Source organism: Nocardia sp. NPDC050710 (assembly GCF_040654375.1).
Lineage (GTDB): Bacteria > Actinomycetota > Actinomycetes > Mycobacteriales > Mycobacteriaceae > Nocardia.
Window position 1 is genome coordinate 53,387 of the sequence record NZ_JBFAHV010000022.1, and the last position, 15,355, is coordinate 68,741.

The following is a 15,355-nucleotide window of genomic DNA, read 5'->3' on the forward strand; positions in this document are numbered from 1 at the left end:
CGGAAGGAACGAAAACCCGTGGCGCGCTTCCGGGTGGTGACCAAACACCAGATTTCGGGGTGGCGGTTTCTGCTGCGCCGGATCGAGCACGCACTGGTGCGCCGGGATGCCTCGATGATCGACGATCCGCAGCGCGGGCGTGCGACAGCACTGACCATCGGTGTGGCGCTGGCGTGCGTGGTGATCGCGGGGGCGGCGGTGCTGGCATTCTTCAAACCCGCCAAAAAGGTCGCCGATTCCAAGATCGTGGCGGAGAAGGACACCGGTGCGTTGTTCGTACGCATCGGGCCCCGGATGCATCCGGCGTTGAATCTGACGTCGGCGCGACTCATTGTCGGTTCGCCCGAGAAGCCGGTCCAGGTTTCGCGAGATGAACTGGCGAAGTTCCCGCGCGGACCGTGGGTCGGCATTCCGGGTGCGCCGGGCAGCATTGTCGACGGCGACGATAAGAAGTCGTCGTGGGCGGTCTGCGATGCCGCGCAAACCGGTGCGGTGGCGCGGGTCAATCCGCAGACGGGACTGCCGACGACGGCGCGATCGGCGGTGCGCACCACCGTGATCGGCGGTCCGCTCACCGTCGACGGGGAGGCGACGCGCATGCTGGCCGACGGGGAGGCTCGCCTGTTGCGCGATGACACCAGCGTGTGGCTCGTCTACAACGATGTCGAGAGAGGTGTTGTGCGCGCGGCGATTTCGCTGTCCGATGCGCCGGTCATCCTCGCGCTCGGTATCGACGCCACCGCGCCGGTGATGACCGCGTCCAGCGGCCTGATCAACGCGATCCCCGAGGTGCCGCCGCTGAAGGTGCCCGCGGTACCCGGCGCCGGGGAAACGATCACACTGTCGTCCGGTCTCACCACGCCGGTCGGATCCGTATTGACCGTATCGACCACGGATCGTGGGGTTTCCTACTACGTGGTCTCGCAATCGGGTGTGGTGCAGGTCAGTTCGGTGCTGGCGGCAATGCTCCGCAATGCGGATTCGCACGGCGCGATATCCACCAGGACGGTGGGCCCGGACGTGATCGCTGCCAATCTCCGACCCGGTGCGTGGCCGGGAACCGCGACTTATCCGACGCGCCCGATCCGATTGGCCGAACCGGCCCAATTGGGGGTGAGCTGCCTTCACTGGTTGCGCCCGAGCGCCGATCAGAATGCCGTCGTCACCATGATCGTCGGCAGGCAGCTGCCGCTGACGGCCGAGGAGCAGAGCCGTGCGGTCGACCTGGTGACGGCCTACGGCTCGCACGGCGCCACCGCCGACGCCGCCTATATGCCGAGGGACACAGGCAGTTTTGTTCAGGTGACCGGGGTGGATCCGGCCTCGCCGCGGCGCGAGTCGCTGTACTGGGTCTCCGACAGCGGCGTCCGCTACGGCGTCGAAGCCAACCTCGCCACGCAGGGCGGCGATCCGACCGTGCGTGCCCTGGCATTGCGGCAGCCGCTGACCGCGCCGTGGAGCATTGTGTCGTTATTCGCGGTGGGCCCGGTGCTGTCCCAACGGGATGCGCGCATCGTGCACGACGGCATCCCGCCCAATAGTTTCGGCGTCGGCTTCGGGAGTGGTTCGTGACGAGTACCCGGCGCTTCGTGCGCCCGGCCCGCATGGTGCGCGGTCCGAAAGCGCCCGCCGTCACCGAACTTCGGTTGCAGCCGCCTACCGAACTGCCCAAACCGGTGCCGATGTCCCGGCTGAAGATAGTCATGCCCGTCGTCATGGTGGCCGCCATGGCCGGGATGATGGTGATGATGTTCCGAAACGGCGGTCAGATGTCGCCGATGATGCTGATGTTCCCGATCATGATGCTCGTGTCCATGGGGGGCATGATGGGCGGGGCGATGAGCGGCAATCAATCCGGCGGGGCCGCGAGCCTGAACGAGGAGCGCAAGGACTACCTGCGCAGTATCACCGACAACCGGAAAACCGTGCACGAGGCCGAGGCCGAGCTGTTCGCCTATCTGCGCTACACCCACCCCGGACCGGATGAGATCGCCGCGTTGATCGGCGGCAAGCGGATGTGGGAGGTGCAGGTCGCGAGCCCGCAGTTCCTGCGGGTGCGGATGGGTAGGGGTCGCATCGCCAATCAGGTGCGGGTGATCGTGCCCGAGGCGGCGCCCACCTCCGATCTCGATCCGGTCGGCGTCGTCGAGGTGACCCGGTTCGCGAAGGCGTACTCCACGGTGGGCGGCATGCCCGTCGCCATCAATCTGCTGTCCGCGCCACAGGTCGGCATCGACGGGGATATGGAGAAAGTCGTCGGCCTGGTGCGCGCGATGATGGCCGAGGTGGCGGTGCTGCACGGTCCGGATCAGGTCGCGATCGCCGCGGTGCTGCCGGATCCCGATGCGCCGGAATGGTCTTGGCTGAAGTGGTTGCCGCATACCCAGCATCCCAGTGAGACCGATGCGATCGGGTCGAGCCGGATGGTGTACCGCACCGTCGCCGAGCTGCGCGCGAAGGTGGTGGCGGGGCTCAATCGCGGTCCGTTCTCGGCGAATTCGGAACCCACATTGGACCGCAAGCACTATCTGCTGATCATCGCGGCGGGCGGATCGTCGAACGAACGCGATATATCCGGCATCGACGGCTGCACCTGGTTGCGGCTCGGCCCGGTGGAACAATCGCTACCGCGCGCGCTGAGTTTCACTGTTGCCGAGGATCGTTCGCTGCAGGAAATCACCGCGCGCGGAACGCGCCGGGTCGGAGTGGTCGACACCATGTCGGCGACCGGAATGACCCGGTTGGCGCGCAGTATCTCGCCCTACCGATTGTCCACGGTGGTCGAGGCCGTGGCGGCCGAGCAAGCCAGCGTCGGTACCTCCTGGGAAGAGATGGTCGCGATCCCCGACCCGGGCGCGATCCTGGTCGAGCGGCAGTGGCCGGTGCGCCGCGACGCCGACCGCTCCCGCCTCAACATCCCCTTCGGCCACGACCCGGCGAGCGGTCTGGTCTACCTCGATATCAAGGAATCGGCCGAGGAAGGTATGGGGCCGCACGGCATGTGCATCGGCGCGACCGGCTCCGGAAAATCGGAATTCCTTCGCAGCCTGGTACTTTCGGCCGTCGCCACACACTCTCCCGATGTGCTGAACCTGCTGCTCGTCGACTTCAAGGGTGGCGCCACCTTCCTCGGGTTCGACCGGCTCTCCCACGTGACCGCCGTTGTCACGAATATGGAGGAGGAAGCCGATCTCGTCACCCGTATGGAGGACGTGATCAACGGCGAAATGGGTCGGCGGCAGCGGATTCTGCGAGACGCGGGCAACTTCGCGAGCGTCGCGGACTACGAGCGGGCCCGCGAACAGGGCGCGAATATCCCGCCCCTTCCCACATTGTTCATCATTCTCGACGAGTTCGCCGAACTGCTCGAGCACCATCCGAACTTCGCCAAGCTCTTCGTGGCCATCGGTCGACTCGGCCGCTCGCTGCGTATTCACCTGCTGCTGGCCTCACAGAAGGTGCCCGCCAACCGGATGGGCGAGCTCGAGGCCCACCTTTCCTACCGGATCGCGTTGCGCACCAACCAGACGAGTGACTCCCGCGACGCCATCGGCACCGCGGACGCTTACCACCTGCCGAAGAAGCCGGGTGCGGGATACCTGCGGGTCGGCTCCGGCGAACTCCAGCGCTTCCAGGCCGCGTATGTCGGGTCGCCGTATACGCCACCGGCGCAGACCAATACGGCGACCGCGCAGCGAGCGCGACGGGCCGGCGGTTCCTACCGCCCGCCGCAGCGGTTCACCGTCGCGCATATCGCGGAGATACGACCCGCCGCGGTGGCGGAGCCCGCCTCGCCCGCCCCGACTCCCGAATCGGACGGTGAAGTTGTCACCGTCATGGAGACGGTGCTCGAACAGCTGGCAGGCCACGGCAGGCCCGCGCACCCGATGTGGTTGCCGCCGTTGGTTATCCCGCCGAGCCTCGACCAGTTGGTGCGCGCCGCGACACCGGGAGCATTGCAACTGCCGTGGGCGCTTGTCGACAAACCCAGGCAGCAGAGCCAGGACGTATGGTCGGTGGATATGTCCGGCGCGGGTGGTCACGTGGCCGTCGTGGGCGGGCCGCAGTCGGGTAAATCGACCGCTTTGCAAACGCTGATCATGTCGGCGGCACTGACCCATACCCCGGAGCAGGTGCAGTTCTACTGCCTCGATTTCTCGGGTGGTCTGTCCGGTCTGCGGAAGCTGCCGCACGTGGGATCGGTGGCATCCGCGCGCGAAGGGGACCGGATCCGGCGGACCTTCGCATTGGTCACCAATCTCATAGCGGCCAGGCAGGCGCTGTTCACCGAGCTCGGTATCGATTCGATGCGTGAGTTCCGGCGGCGCAGGAACTCGCCACGGGAATCGGCCGAACTCACGGCCCGGGGTGACCAGCACGGTGACGTCTTTCTCGTCGTCGACGGGTGGGATATCGGATTCGCCGTCACCGGGCCGTATTTCGATGAGTACCTGCCGGTAATGGAATCGATTGCGACGCAGGGTCTCAACTTCGGGATCCACCTGGTGGTCAGCAGTTCCCGCTGGGCGGCGATTCGCCCCGCCATCAAGGATTTGTTGCAGACCCGCCTGGAAATGCGACTGGGCGATCTGACCGACACCGTATTCAATCAGCATCGCCATGTGGTCGCGGCGATTCCGGCCGATCGCCCGGGTCGCTGCATTTCGAATGACGGGCTGCACATGTTGACCGCCTTGCCGCGTGTCGACGGATCCGGTGATATCGACTCCGCGGGTGCGGGTCTCGCGGCCGCGATCGACCAGCTGACGCAGTCGTACTCGGGCCGCATGGCGCCGCCGGTCAGACTGTTGCCTTCGCAGATCAGCCTCGACGAGATCCGTGGTGGCCGACCGGCGCCCGCGACCCTGGCACAGCGTTTGGTGGTGCCATTCGGTATCCGTGAATCCGATCTGACGCCCGCGGCCATCGATTTCGGTGTCTCGACACACCTGATCGTGCTCGGCTCGACCGGGTGCGGTAAGTCGACGGTATTGGCCGCGCTGCTCGAATCGATCCGTACGCAGTTCGACAAGGACCAGGCCCGCGTACTTCTGGTCGACTATCGCCGCCAGCACATGGAGGCCATCCCGGACGAGCAGTCGATCGGATATCTGACCAGCGAACGCGACTTGCGGGAGGGGCTACCGGCATTCGCCGAGAAAATGCGTAGCCGTCGCCCACCCGATGATGTGACCCCGCAGCAGCTCAAGGAGCGTTCGTGGTGGACCGGCCCGGAGATATTCGTGGTCGTAGACGATTACCACATGGTGGCGCAGCGTGGCCAGATGAATCCGCTGGAACCGTTGAAGGACATCCTTGTCGACGGTAGGGATACCGGCCTGCATGTCATCGTGGCCCGGAATATCGCGCAGGCGGATACGGCCCTGTACGACAACGTGATGGGCCAGATGAAGAATCTCAACTCGTCGGGTCTGATCATGGATGGGTCGAAGCTGGACGGCATGCTGATCGGTGATGTGAAGCCGTCCAAACAGCCGGTGGGCCGTGGCGTCCTCGTCGAGCCGCTGCACTCTCGAAAGGATCTCGTGCAGGCGGCCTGGACGCCGCCGCAACCGTGATCAAAGCCTCGCCCGGCAATATTCCCAAGGTTGGGAATGGCATAGCGTTCCTGGTGTACCGCTCCACTCGAGCAGGTGTCCAGCGTTAGGAGATTTTCAATGCTCGATATCAACCCGGAACATCTCCCCATTATCAGCGCCCAGCTCGGTATCACGCAGGCCAGCCTGGCAGCGGTTATCGGCACCTCGGCTTCGCGGTCGGCCCCCGTGCCCTGCGCGATAGATCCGGTGAGTACGAGTGTCGGCGAAATGATGCTGAGCTTCGCCCAGGACTTCTATCCCCAGACGGCGAATGGGTCCGCCAGACTCGCCGAGGGTTCGGAAGTCCTCGTCCCGGTGAGCGCGAGCTATATGGCCGGCGATACCACCGGCGGTGTCGATGTCGGCTGCGCGGGCGCAGTCCTGAACGCGTAGCAGACCGGGTCGGAGCACATCATGCCCGCCGATTATGGTTCCGCGGAAGAGGCCAAGCTCGCGGGATATGCCAGGGCGATCGGTCATCTGACGAAGCTGGCCTCCACATTTCAATACGGTGGCCTGCCGCCCGAGGTCAATTCCGCACGTTTGAGTTCCGGGCCGGGGCCGGGGCCGCTGCTCGCCGCGGCAGGGGCGTATCAGGAATTGTCCGCGACGTTGGCCGCGACCGCGGCCGCGTCCGATGGCTCCATGACCACGATGGACGTGTCGTGGCAGGGGCCCTCCTCGGAGCAGGCGAAGGCGGCGTTCCGAAAGCACGCGCACTGGCTGCGCGCTCAGTCGCAGGTGGCCAACGCGGCGGCGACCAAGGCTACCGCCGCGGCGGGTGCATACGCCGCCGCGATGTGCGCCATGCCACCGCTGCCTGTCATCATCGCGAACCGGATGACCACCATGGCGCTGATCCTCGGGAATGGCCTGCAACAGAATCAGGTGGCCATCGCGGCCAATGAAGCCCTGTATATGGGCATGTGGGTACAGGCGGCGCAGACCATGGACGCCTATTCCACCACCGCCACAACCCTTATGGCGACTATGCCGACACCCGAGGCGCCGCCCTCGATCGTGCCGCCGGGTGGCGGACCGACTCCTCCGGGCGGCGGTCCGGGCGGCGAACCGCCGGTTTTCAGAATCGGTCCGAATGGTCCGGACAATCCCGGCCCGGGAGATCCAGGTCAGCCGGGTCAGCCCGGCAATCCCGGGCAGCCTGGGAACCCGGGCCGGCCCGGTGATCCTGGTCAGCCGGGAGATCCGGGACAGCCGGGAGATCCTGGTCAGCCGGGAGATCCGGGTCAGCCCGGTGATCCTGGTCAGCCGGGAGACCCTGGTCAGCCGGGAGACACGAGACCCCCCGAGCACGTGGATGTCGAGAACGCCTTGGCTGATCTGACGGACACGATGTCCGGCTCGGATGGCCAGGGTTCGGTGGAGAATCTCGGCTTCTACGGGACATCCCCGTATTCGTCGACCTTGGCCGGACTCAATGGCGGTCTCGGCAGTTCGGTGGCACTCGGGATGACACGCGGTGGACTGGGTTCGATGCCGGGTTCCGGCACCGGATTCCGGATGCCCGCCAATTGGTCGCTCGGCAGCGGACAGGCATTCGGCGCGACATCGGGCAATATGACGTCCGCGCCGATGGCCCGCAAGGCCCTTCCCCGTGGAGTCACCGCGCCGAAGGCCCGGATGCGCAGGCGCCGGGATGAGGAAAACCGTCAATCGAAGGTCTTCGTACCGGGTGAACTGCAGGAAGTGCCGGTGCTGGAGCGTGCTCCCGCCATCGGCGTCATCGAGTACGTAGATGGTGACCGTCCCGACGAGTCGATCACCGAACAGCTCCTGCTGGTCGGCGTTGTCGGGGGTGCCGATATCGATTCGGCATCGGCCGATCAAGAGCGTCCCCGGTGATTGCACCGAGGCCGAGTGTAATTCAGCTCCGGAAAGGAAATAACAATGGCTGGCGAACTTAATGCCAACCCGGATCAATTGATCCCCGCAGCTAAGACGGGAATCGGCCTGCAGGGCAATCACGAAGGCTATCTGAAGAGCCTGATCGCCGTTCAGGACGAATTGCAGGCGGCGGTCAAGAGCCAGGGCGGCGGCGTGGCGATTCAGCAGGCGATGACCCAGGCGTGGGAGAAGGGCAGCGCTCTCTCCACCTCGCTGCAGGAAATTATCAATACCCTGCTGGACACGGGTATCAAGGTCGACGTCTCCGATATGGAGAATGCCGCCCAGGTGCAACGTGCTACCGCTTTCGGTCTCGATGGCGTGAACAGCGTTGCCGGGGATATGAGCGGCGGCAAGGTCAATACGCACTGGTGACGGCCATCCGGCTGTCCGATCGATAACCGCCCGAGAAAGATAGATACGCGATGATCAGCTACAAATACGCCGCCGTGAGCTCCAATGCATTGACCTTCGGGAACATTGTCACGCAGATCACCAACAACAACAATGCGCTGCGGGGCCTGGAATCGGGTCTCAAGGGTGCCTTCACCGGTGAGGCCGCCGATACCGGTTGGCACCCGCAGATCGACCGCCTCATGGGGAAGATCGACGAGTACTCCAATGCCCTTGGCAACCTGAAGACAGTCATCGATACGGTCGCCGGTGAAGCGGGCACCATGCATATCACCGACAAGGATCAGGGCGGACGGTTCCTGGCCCTCAAGATCTAGTTCTTCGGTACATTCGGTTCGCTCCGAAGGACAGCACAGGGCGGCCGGAATCCATCCGACGACTACATGTTTGGTGAAAGTGTGGAGACTGATCCGGTCGCCATCGACCTGAATGTCGATGCCGCCCTCATGTTGCAAGACATGGTCGGCATCGACTCCTATCCGCCGGTATTGGCTTTGCTGCCGAATATCTATCACATCGAGGATCGGGACCGGGTACGCGCCGTCGTCGGCGAACAGCTCACCGAGGTGGGCGTCATCGAGGACGGTCGCGTACACCCGGTGGTGGAGCATTGGCTGCAGTGCCTCTACCGGCCGGATATGGAACTTGTCGCGCGGGTCGCCGATACCGGCCTGGACGGCCGGCCCAAGGCGATGCTGCGAATGTCGTTGGTGCGCAGCGGCGAGACCCATGTGCTCGCGGTGCGCAATGACGATCACGTCGTCATCCAGTCGGTGTTCCAGCAGCAGCGCGAGCTGGACACGCTGGCGGCGGCACTGGCCGCGGCGTTGAATCCGCATCCGGTGCTGCGGTTCCAGCCGCTCACCGCGTCGATGGAAGATTTCGCCGATATCCCTGCCGAGCAGCGGGAGCGTCAGCTGGCGCTGCTGGAGCTGGGTGCGAATCCGCATACGGCGGGGCTGCTCAGCCGGGTGCTCGACGAAATCGTGCAGCGGGCAGAGGTATTGATGATCGAACACCGCGACGGCGGCTCGGCGCAGACCCAATTCTGCCTGAGCGTGCTCGACACCTTGTCGGGCCGGGTTGTGGTGACGCCGAGCGTGGCGATGGACGGCCAAGGGTGGTCGACCTACACGCCGGGGGATGATTCGGCCCTACGCGCGGGCATCGCGGCCCTGGTCGAAATGTTGCCCGGCAGAAGCTGGTTCGATACCAGCAGAGTCAATTGAACGTCCCTGTGTGGTTGTGGAGAGGACGGCGGATATGAGCCGAACGTCGATTGTGAACGGTCATTCGACGGAATCCGTGCGACCGAAGGGCGGTTACGACGCCTTCTTCGCTTCGGCGGACCCGGTCGAACCGGCTGCCACGCATGAACTTTCGGGTGGGGTCGTGGCGTCGGCCCAGCCGCAGCACGAGCCGCCCGCACCGCAGCCTCCCATGTCGCAGCCACCAGCATCGACGCAGGGCGCTTCCCACGACGGACCTCCTGGATCCGGCGCGGTCACCCCGAGGACCGACGCGGGTCCGCAGGCGCCACGCTGGACGCCGGAGGCAAGTGCGCAGTGGTCCCAGCAGGCGTCCACTCCGTCGGCGGGGTCTGTCCATTCGGCGCAGTCTCCTTCGGCCGCTCAGCCGGTTCCGCCCGCGCAGCACACACAACCGCCACAGGCGCAGTCGGCTCCGCTCCCGCAGCAATCGCAATCGGCCCAGTCGGTTCCCGCCACCAACGCGGTACCGGCCGCTGAAGCCCAGTACACCGAGCGGCACGCGGAGGCCCAGTACACGCCGTTCACCCCGGGCGGCTCGGTCGTACCCGTTTCCGCGCACAGCGAAGCGTCCACCCGTGTCCCCGACCGAGTGGACCACTCCGCCTACGAATCCCTCCCACGGATCGAGGTCCTGCCCGCCGCCCTCAGCTCGAGCGATCTGCTCGCCGATATCGCCGCGGCCAAACGCGCCCAGCTGCGTTCCACCACCGGTATGCGCGGCGCACTCAACAAGGTCGGTTTCAACCTCGGTCTCTCGCCCGCCGAACAGCGCACCGAGGAGCGCCGCGGCCGAATCCGCCGCCAGCTCACCTCGACCTATCAGATCGCGGTGGTCAGCGTGAAAGGCGGCGTCGGCCGCACCACCACCGCCGCGACGCTCGGCTCCACTTTCGCGGGCCTGCGTCCGGACCGGGTGGTCGCCATCGACGCCAACCCCGATTTCGGCGATCTCTCCACCCGGACCAGCCGCCACCCCTACGGGCTCACCCTCCGCGATCTGGCCCAGGCCTCGAATATCGATGCCTTCTCGGCGGTGCAATCGTTCACCTCGATCAACGACTCCGATCTCGCGGTGGTGGCCTCACCGTGGACCACCGAGGCCACCGAGGCCCTCTCCGGTCCCGAGTACAACACCGCCGTCGAGGTCCTGCGCCGCCACTACAACCTCCTGCTGGTGGATTGCGGTACGGGAGTGCTGGATTCGGCGACCGGAACCGTTCTGCAGACCAGTGACGCCGTCGTGGTAGTCACCCCCGCCACGGTGGGTGGTGTGACCGGCGCGGTCGCCACGCTCAATTGGTTGAGCTCGCACGGCTTGCAGCATTTGGCCGCGACCTCGATCGTCGCGATTGTGCACCACCAACCCAATAAGCCGACGGTCGAGGTCGGCGCGATAGAGAAGTTGTTCGCGACGGCACAGCGCCCGACCTGCCTGCTGCCCTACGACGCGCACCTGGCCGAGGGCGGCGAAATCGATCTGCGACTGCTGGATTCGGATACCGTGCTCGCCTTCGAGGAACTCGCGGCCGGACTGGCCGACAACTTCCCGGCCTACCTCACCGGTGGCGCGGGCGATCGCGGGTGGCGGTGACCACCGCCGTCGCACCTGCACCGACCACGACCGATTCGCCCGCGGAGGTCGCGCGGGCACGTATCGCGGTCATGGTCGCGACCTATCAGGTCGACGTGGTGCTCCCGACGAAGTTCACGATCGAGACCTTCATCGACGACCTGCTGGTGGTCCTGGCCGCGGCGATCGATGACGAGAGCGTCGATTTCACACCCCCGACGGGGCAGTGGAGTCTGGCCCGCCCCGGCGAGGCGCCGCTGCCCCGATGGCGCAGTCTCGCCGATCACGACATTGTCGACGGCGCGGTGCTGATGCTGTCGGTGGTAGAATCCGCCGAGGTCTTCACGCCGGTCGTCGAGGACATCACCGATGCGCTCGCGCTGATCAACGAACGCGAATTCGCCGAATTCGACGCCGATACCGCCGCGGTGGTCGGACTGACGGTGCTGGGAGTCGGTTCGGTCGCGATCTCGGCCATGTGGTCGTGGTGGTGGACCGAGACCGGTTCGGTGCTCTGGTGCGGGTTGCCCGCGCTGCTGCTCGGCGCGATCTGCTGGGGCGCGGCGGTGCTGGCGCGCAAGCGCAAGTCGGCACCGAAAATCTCACTCGGCCTGGTGCTTTCGGCGCTGCCATTGCTATTCGTCGGCGGTGCGATGCTGGTGCCGGCGGCCTACGGCGTGCCGGGGCCGTTCGCCGCGGCCAATTACGCGGCCGGATCGGTGGTGGCGGCCGCCGCGGCCATGACCCTCATGCGGTTGACCGGATTGGGCATCGCCACGCTGATGGCGGTGACGGTGCTCGGCGTCTCGGTGACCACCGCCATGATTCCGCTGACATATCTGGATATTTCGCTCCGGCAGGTCACGGGTGGTGCGGTCGTGGTCGGTCTGATCCTGCTCACGGCCGCGCCGCGCATGGCCGTTGTCATCGCGCGGATCCGCCCACCTGACCTGCCCGACCCCGGTAACGAGGTATCCCCGGCCACCCTGAACGACATCTTCGACGCTGAAACCCCTCGCGACGGCGAGGTGACCGAAGAGCCCGAGGGCCAGCGCAATCAGGCCGTCGGCATCGAAACCCGGGCACGGCTGGCGGTGACCAGCCTGCGCGGGCTGATCGTGGCGACCTCGACCCTGCTCGCCGGTTCCGCGGTGATCTCGGCCGCCGTCAGCCCTGGCGGCATCCGGGAGATCGTGATGGCCGCCGCGGTGGTCGGCATTCTCGCGATGCGCGCGCGCTGGTTCCCGGATCGGGTGCAGGCGATCGCGCTCGTCACGGCGGCCGCGTGCACGGTGATCGGCGTCTGCGCGATCCTGCTCGCGGCCTACGAGACCGCGCCCGCGCGCCTGGTCGTCGTCCTCGTCGTCGCGCTGGCGGCCTGCGCCGGATGCGTTGCAGCGGTGCGCCTTCCCGGCGTACGGCTGTCGCCGGTGACCCGCCGTGTCATCGATCTGTTCGAATTCGCGCTCATCCTCGTCGTGCCGATCATCGCCTGCTGGATCATGGGCATCTACACCGCGATGAGAGCGATTTGATGCGCCCCGGCCATACCGTGGCGGCGCTGCTCGCTGCCATCGTGCTCGGCACCGCCGCTGGTCCCGCGGGCGCGGTCGATCCACCGCAGGTGATTGTCGGGCAGGCGCCGGGCGACGAACCGCCCGGTCCGGAACTCCCGACGAAACAGGACAAGGGCTGCCTCGCGGCCGGAGTGCTGCGCGACAGCGACCTGACCCAGGTGCCGCCCGCGGAGCAGATGCTGAACCTGCGGCAGGCCAGGGCGCTGAGCCGCGGCGGCGGTGTCACGGTCGCCGTCATCGATACCGGGGTCCACCCGAATCCCCGCCTGCCCAACCTCGTCGGCGGCGGGGACTTCGTCACGGCGGGTGGCGACGGCCTCTCCGACTGCGATGCCCACGGCACGCTGGTGGCCGGAATCATCGGCGCCGCATCGGATGTCGCGGATGGGTTCACCGGCGTCGCCCCCGATGCCAGGATCATCTCCATCCGGCACCGCTCCGGTGCGTTCAGCCTCGAACGACCGATAAGCAGCGATCAGGCCCAGCAACTCGCCCTCGAGATCCGGACCTTGTCGCGGGCCATTCTGCGCGCGGCGAGCCTGGGGGCCGGGATCATCACGGTGTCGCTGCCGGTGTGTATGGCCGTGGACGCGCAGGTGGACCAATCAATGCTGTCGGCGGCCATCGGATACGCCGTGCATGTGAAGGGTGCGCTCATCGTGGCGGGCGCGGGCAATACCGGCAGCAACGGCTGCGATCAGAATCCGGATATCGACCCGGGCAGGCCCACCGACAAGCGGAATTGGTCCAAGGTCAAAACGATCTCCACCCCCGGATGGTTCGGCCCCGAAGTGCTCACCGTCGGATTCACCACCGCGACGGGCGTTCCGATGGCGGATTCGCTGACCGGCCCCTGGGTTTCGGTCGCGGCGCCCGGCACCGGAATCGAATCGCTCGGCCCCGGCGGCGGCGGCCTGATCAACGGCGTCGGCGACCCGAACAAGCTGGTCCCGGTCGGCGGCGCTTCCTTCGCCGCCGCCTATGTCAGCGGCGTTGCCGCGCTGCTACGGTCGCGCTTCCCCAACGAGACCGCGTCCGAGATCGCCGCCCGCCTACAGGCCAGTGCGCACGCCCCTGCCCGGGGCATCGATAACGCGGTGGGCGCGGGCGTGATCGATCCGCTGGCGGCACTGAGCTATCGCACGCCGCCCGAGCCCCCCGCCGGGCTGTTCCGATCCGCGCCCCTCGTCATGCCGGACCCGCCGCGCCCCGCCGATCGGCGGCCCGCCGTCGCGGCGACCATTGTCATCGTGGCGACGGTATTGCTCGGCCTCGGCACGAGTATCGGGACCGCGGTGGTCCGGAGGCGGCGGTGAGCTTTCCGAGTGTTCGGGTGGCCGGTCTCGAACGGGGTCCGGTCGCCGTTGTGGTGATCGGCGGCGCGCCGGTTCTCGTCGCGCTGTCCGCGCGCACCCCGTGGTGGGTCGGCGCCGTGACATTGACCGTCGCGCTGGTGGCGGTCACGGTCCAGGTCAACAATCGGACCGCCGCGCGCTGGCTGATCGACTGGTCCGTCTACAGATTCGGCAGGACGGCAAGGGCCAGGGCCCGCGCGAATCTGCCGAATGTGCTCGATGTGGAGGTCGCCGCGGGTGTCTGCGGCGTCAGCGAGGCGGGTTCGGTGCTGGTCGCGATGATTCAGCTCGCCCCCGATCTCGACTTACCCACGGTGATCGCCGAACAAACCGTCTACACCGAAGATACGGTGCCGATCCACCTGCTGATCCCGATGCTCGACCAATACGGCATCGCGGTGGACATCGATATCGTGACCACCGGCCAGCGGGTCCGTCCCTCCGGCAGCTACAGCATGCTGTACGACCAGCTGATCGGTTCGCATCCGGTGGTCGGTAACCGCCTGACCTGGCTCGTGGTCCGGCTCGATCAGGAACGCAACCTGGCGGCGCTGGCCAAGCGCGGACCGTGCTCGGTGGTGGCGCCGAAGGCGCTGGCCAGCGCGGCGCATCGCATCGCGGGCCGCCTGCGCGAGCACGGCCTCGCCGCGCACGCACTGCCCGCTGCCGCCTTGCGCGACGCGACCCGACTGTTGCACGCGGGCATCGAGCTCTCCGATCTGCGAGAGACCTGGAGCAGTCTGGAATCGTCGGTACCCGGTCGCAGTGTGACCAGCTTCCTGATCGACTGGACTCGGCTCGACGGCGCCGGTTTGGACGACTGCTGGGCCTGGCGGCGCGGACGCACCACCCTGGTGATCAGCCTGACCGATACCGCCACCGGGCCGCGTGCCCTGGTCCGTTACGTCGGGCCCGCGGCGACCACGTCGCCGCCGGAATACCTGCGTTTGCTGACCGGTCGGCAAACCGAGGCGCTGCTGGCCTCGCTGCCGGCGGCACTGTCCGCGCACGCGTTGCCGGGTGAGTCCGCGCGCACCGAGCTGGCACCCGAGGAGCTCGCCGATCTGGCGATCGCCATCGGACCCAACGGGCAGATCCTCGGCGCCATCAGCGGCCAGCAGCGCCATACCCTGGCGCTACCGCTCTTCGATCCCGCTCGCTACAACCCGCGCAGGCGCACCATCGACGTGCACGCGAACCTTCCTGTCGCGCAGCAGATCGTGCTCCGGGCGATGGTCGTCGGCGCGGATGTGGAGGTGCACACCACCCGCCCGCACCGCTGGCGGCAACTCGTGGCCGAGGTCGGGGATCCCACCTCGCTGCGGCTTGCGCCGGAACGTGGGGCCGCCGACTCGGACGCTGCTCCCGCGACGATGGCCGTCTTCGACCAGGTGCCGCCGCGGGCTTCCGCGGCGCACACCACGGTGACCATCAGTGATCCGGGTGGTCCGCGTCGTCGTTCCGCGGATCTGGCGATCAATCAGGTCAGCGCGACCGTGGTGGATGTCAGCATTCCGATGCGCACGGTGCGGGTCGATCTGATCGAACCCCGCGGCGAGACCCGCTATTTCGACGCCGATGAGGCGGGCCCGGCCCCGGCCTCGGCGAATGGGTCCGCGGTGGCGCCGCCCGGTGGGCGTCGCGCGGGCTGAAAGAGCGAGAC

The 15,355-nt window shown here is 66.9% G+C and carries 11 protein-coding genes; all 11 read left to right on the forward strand.

The window, feature by feature from the left end; translation table 11 throughout:
• Positions 1-18 precede the first annotated feature (18 nt).
• The 11 genes from eccB (at position 19) to eccE (ending at position 15,344) form a co-directional block, all read left to right on the forward strand.
• Positions 19-1,572 carry a type VII secretion protein EccB gene (gene eccB, locus AB0H61_RS29745; RefSeq protein ID WP_357310880.1) on the forward strand — a complete coding sequence of 518 codons (1,554 nt, stop codon included), beginning with the start codon at positions 19-21 and terminating at the stop codon, positions 1,570-1,572.
• On the forward strand, positions 1,569-5,579 hold the full coding sequence (gene eccCa, locus AB0H61_RS29750; protein ID WP_357310882.1) for a type VII secretion protein EccCa: 4,011 nt from the start codon (positions 1,569-1,571) through the stop codon (positions 5,577-5,579). The genes eccB and eccCa overlap by 4 nt, the downstream gene beginning before the upstream one ends.
• Before the next feature lie 99 nt (positions 5,580-5,678).
• Positions 5,679-5,993, forward strand: a complete 315-nt coding sequence (locus AB0H61_RS29755; RefSeq protein ID WP_357310883.1) for a hypothetical protein — start codon at positions 5,679-5,681, stop codon at positions 5,991-5,993.
• Positions 5,994-6,014: 21 nt separating this feature from the next.
• Positions 6,015-7,463, forward strand: a complete 1,449-nt coding sequence (locus AB0H61_RS29760) for a PPE domain-containing protein (RefSeq protein ID WP_357310885.1) — start codon at positions 6,015-6,017, stop codon at positions 7,461-7,463.
• Between the two features lie 45 nt (positions 7,464-7,508).
• Positions 7,509-7,880, forward strand: a complete 372-nt coding sequence (locus AB0H61_RS29765) for a hypothetical protein (RefSeq protein WP_357310887.1) — start codon at positions 7,509-7,511, stop codon at positions 7,878-7,880.
• Between the two features lie 50 nt (positions 7,881-7,930).
• Complete coding sequence (locus tag AB0H61_RS29770) at positions 7,931-8,236, forward strand: hypothetical protein (protein WP_357310889.1); 306 nt, start codon at positions 7,931-7,933, stop codon at positions 8,234-8,236.
• Positions 8,237-8,317: 81 nt separating this feature from the next.
• A complete protein-coding gene (locus AB0H61_RS29775; RefSeq protein WP_357310891.1) occupies positions 8,318-9,148 on the forward strand; it encodes an ESX secretion-associated protein EspG in 831 nt (276 codons plus the stop codon).
• Positions 9,149-9,182: 34 nt separating this feature from the next.
• Entirely contained in the window at positions 9,183-10,781 is a 1,599-nt protein-coding gene (locus tag AB0H61_RS29780) for an AAA family ATPase (RefSeq protein WP_357310893.1), read from the forward strand.
• Positions 10,772-12,295 carry a type VII secretion integral membrane protein EccD gene (eccD, locus tag AB0H61_RS29785; RefSeq protein ID WP_357310895.1) on the forward strand — a complete coding sequence of 508 codons (1,524 nt, stop codon included), beginning with the start codon at positions 10,772-10,774 and terminating at the stop codon, positions 12,293-12,295. The genes AB0H61_RS29780 and eccD overlap by 10 nt, the downstream gene beginning before the upstream one ends.
• A complete protein-coding gene (mycP, locus tag AB0H61_RS29790; protein ID WP_357310897.1) occupies positions 12,295-13,653 on the forward strand; it encodes a type VII secretion-associated serine protease mycosin in 1,359 nt (452 codons plus the stop codon). The genes eccD and mycP overlap by 1 nt, the downstream gene beginning before the upstream one ends.
• On the forward strand, positions 13,650-15,344 hold the full coding sequence (eccE, locus tag AB0H61_RS29795; protein WP_357310899.1) for a type VII secretion protein EccE: 1,695 nt from the start codon (positions 13,650-13,652) through the stop codon (positions 15,342-15,344). The genes mycP and eccE overlap by 4 nt, the downstream gene beginning before the upstream one ends.
• The last annotated feature ends 11 nt before the right edge of the window (positions 15,345-15,355 follow it).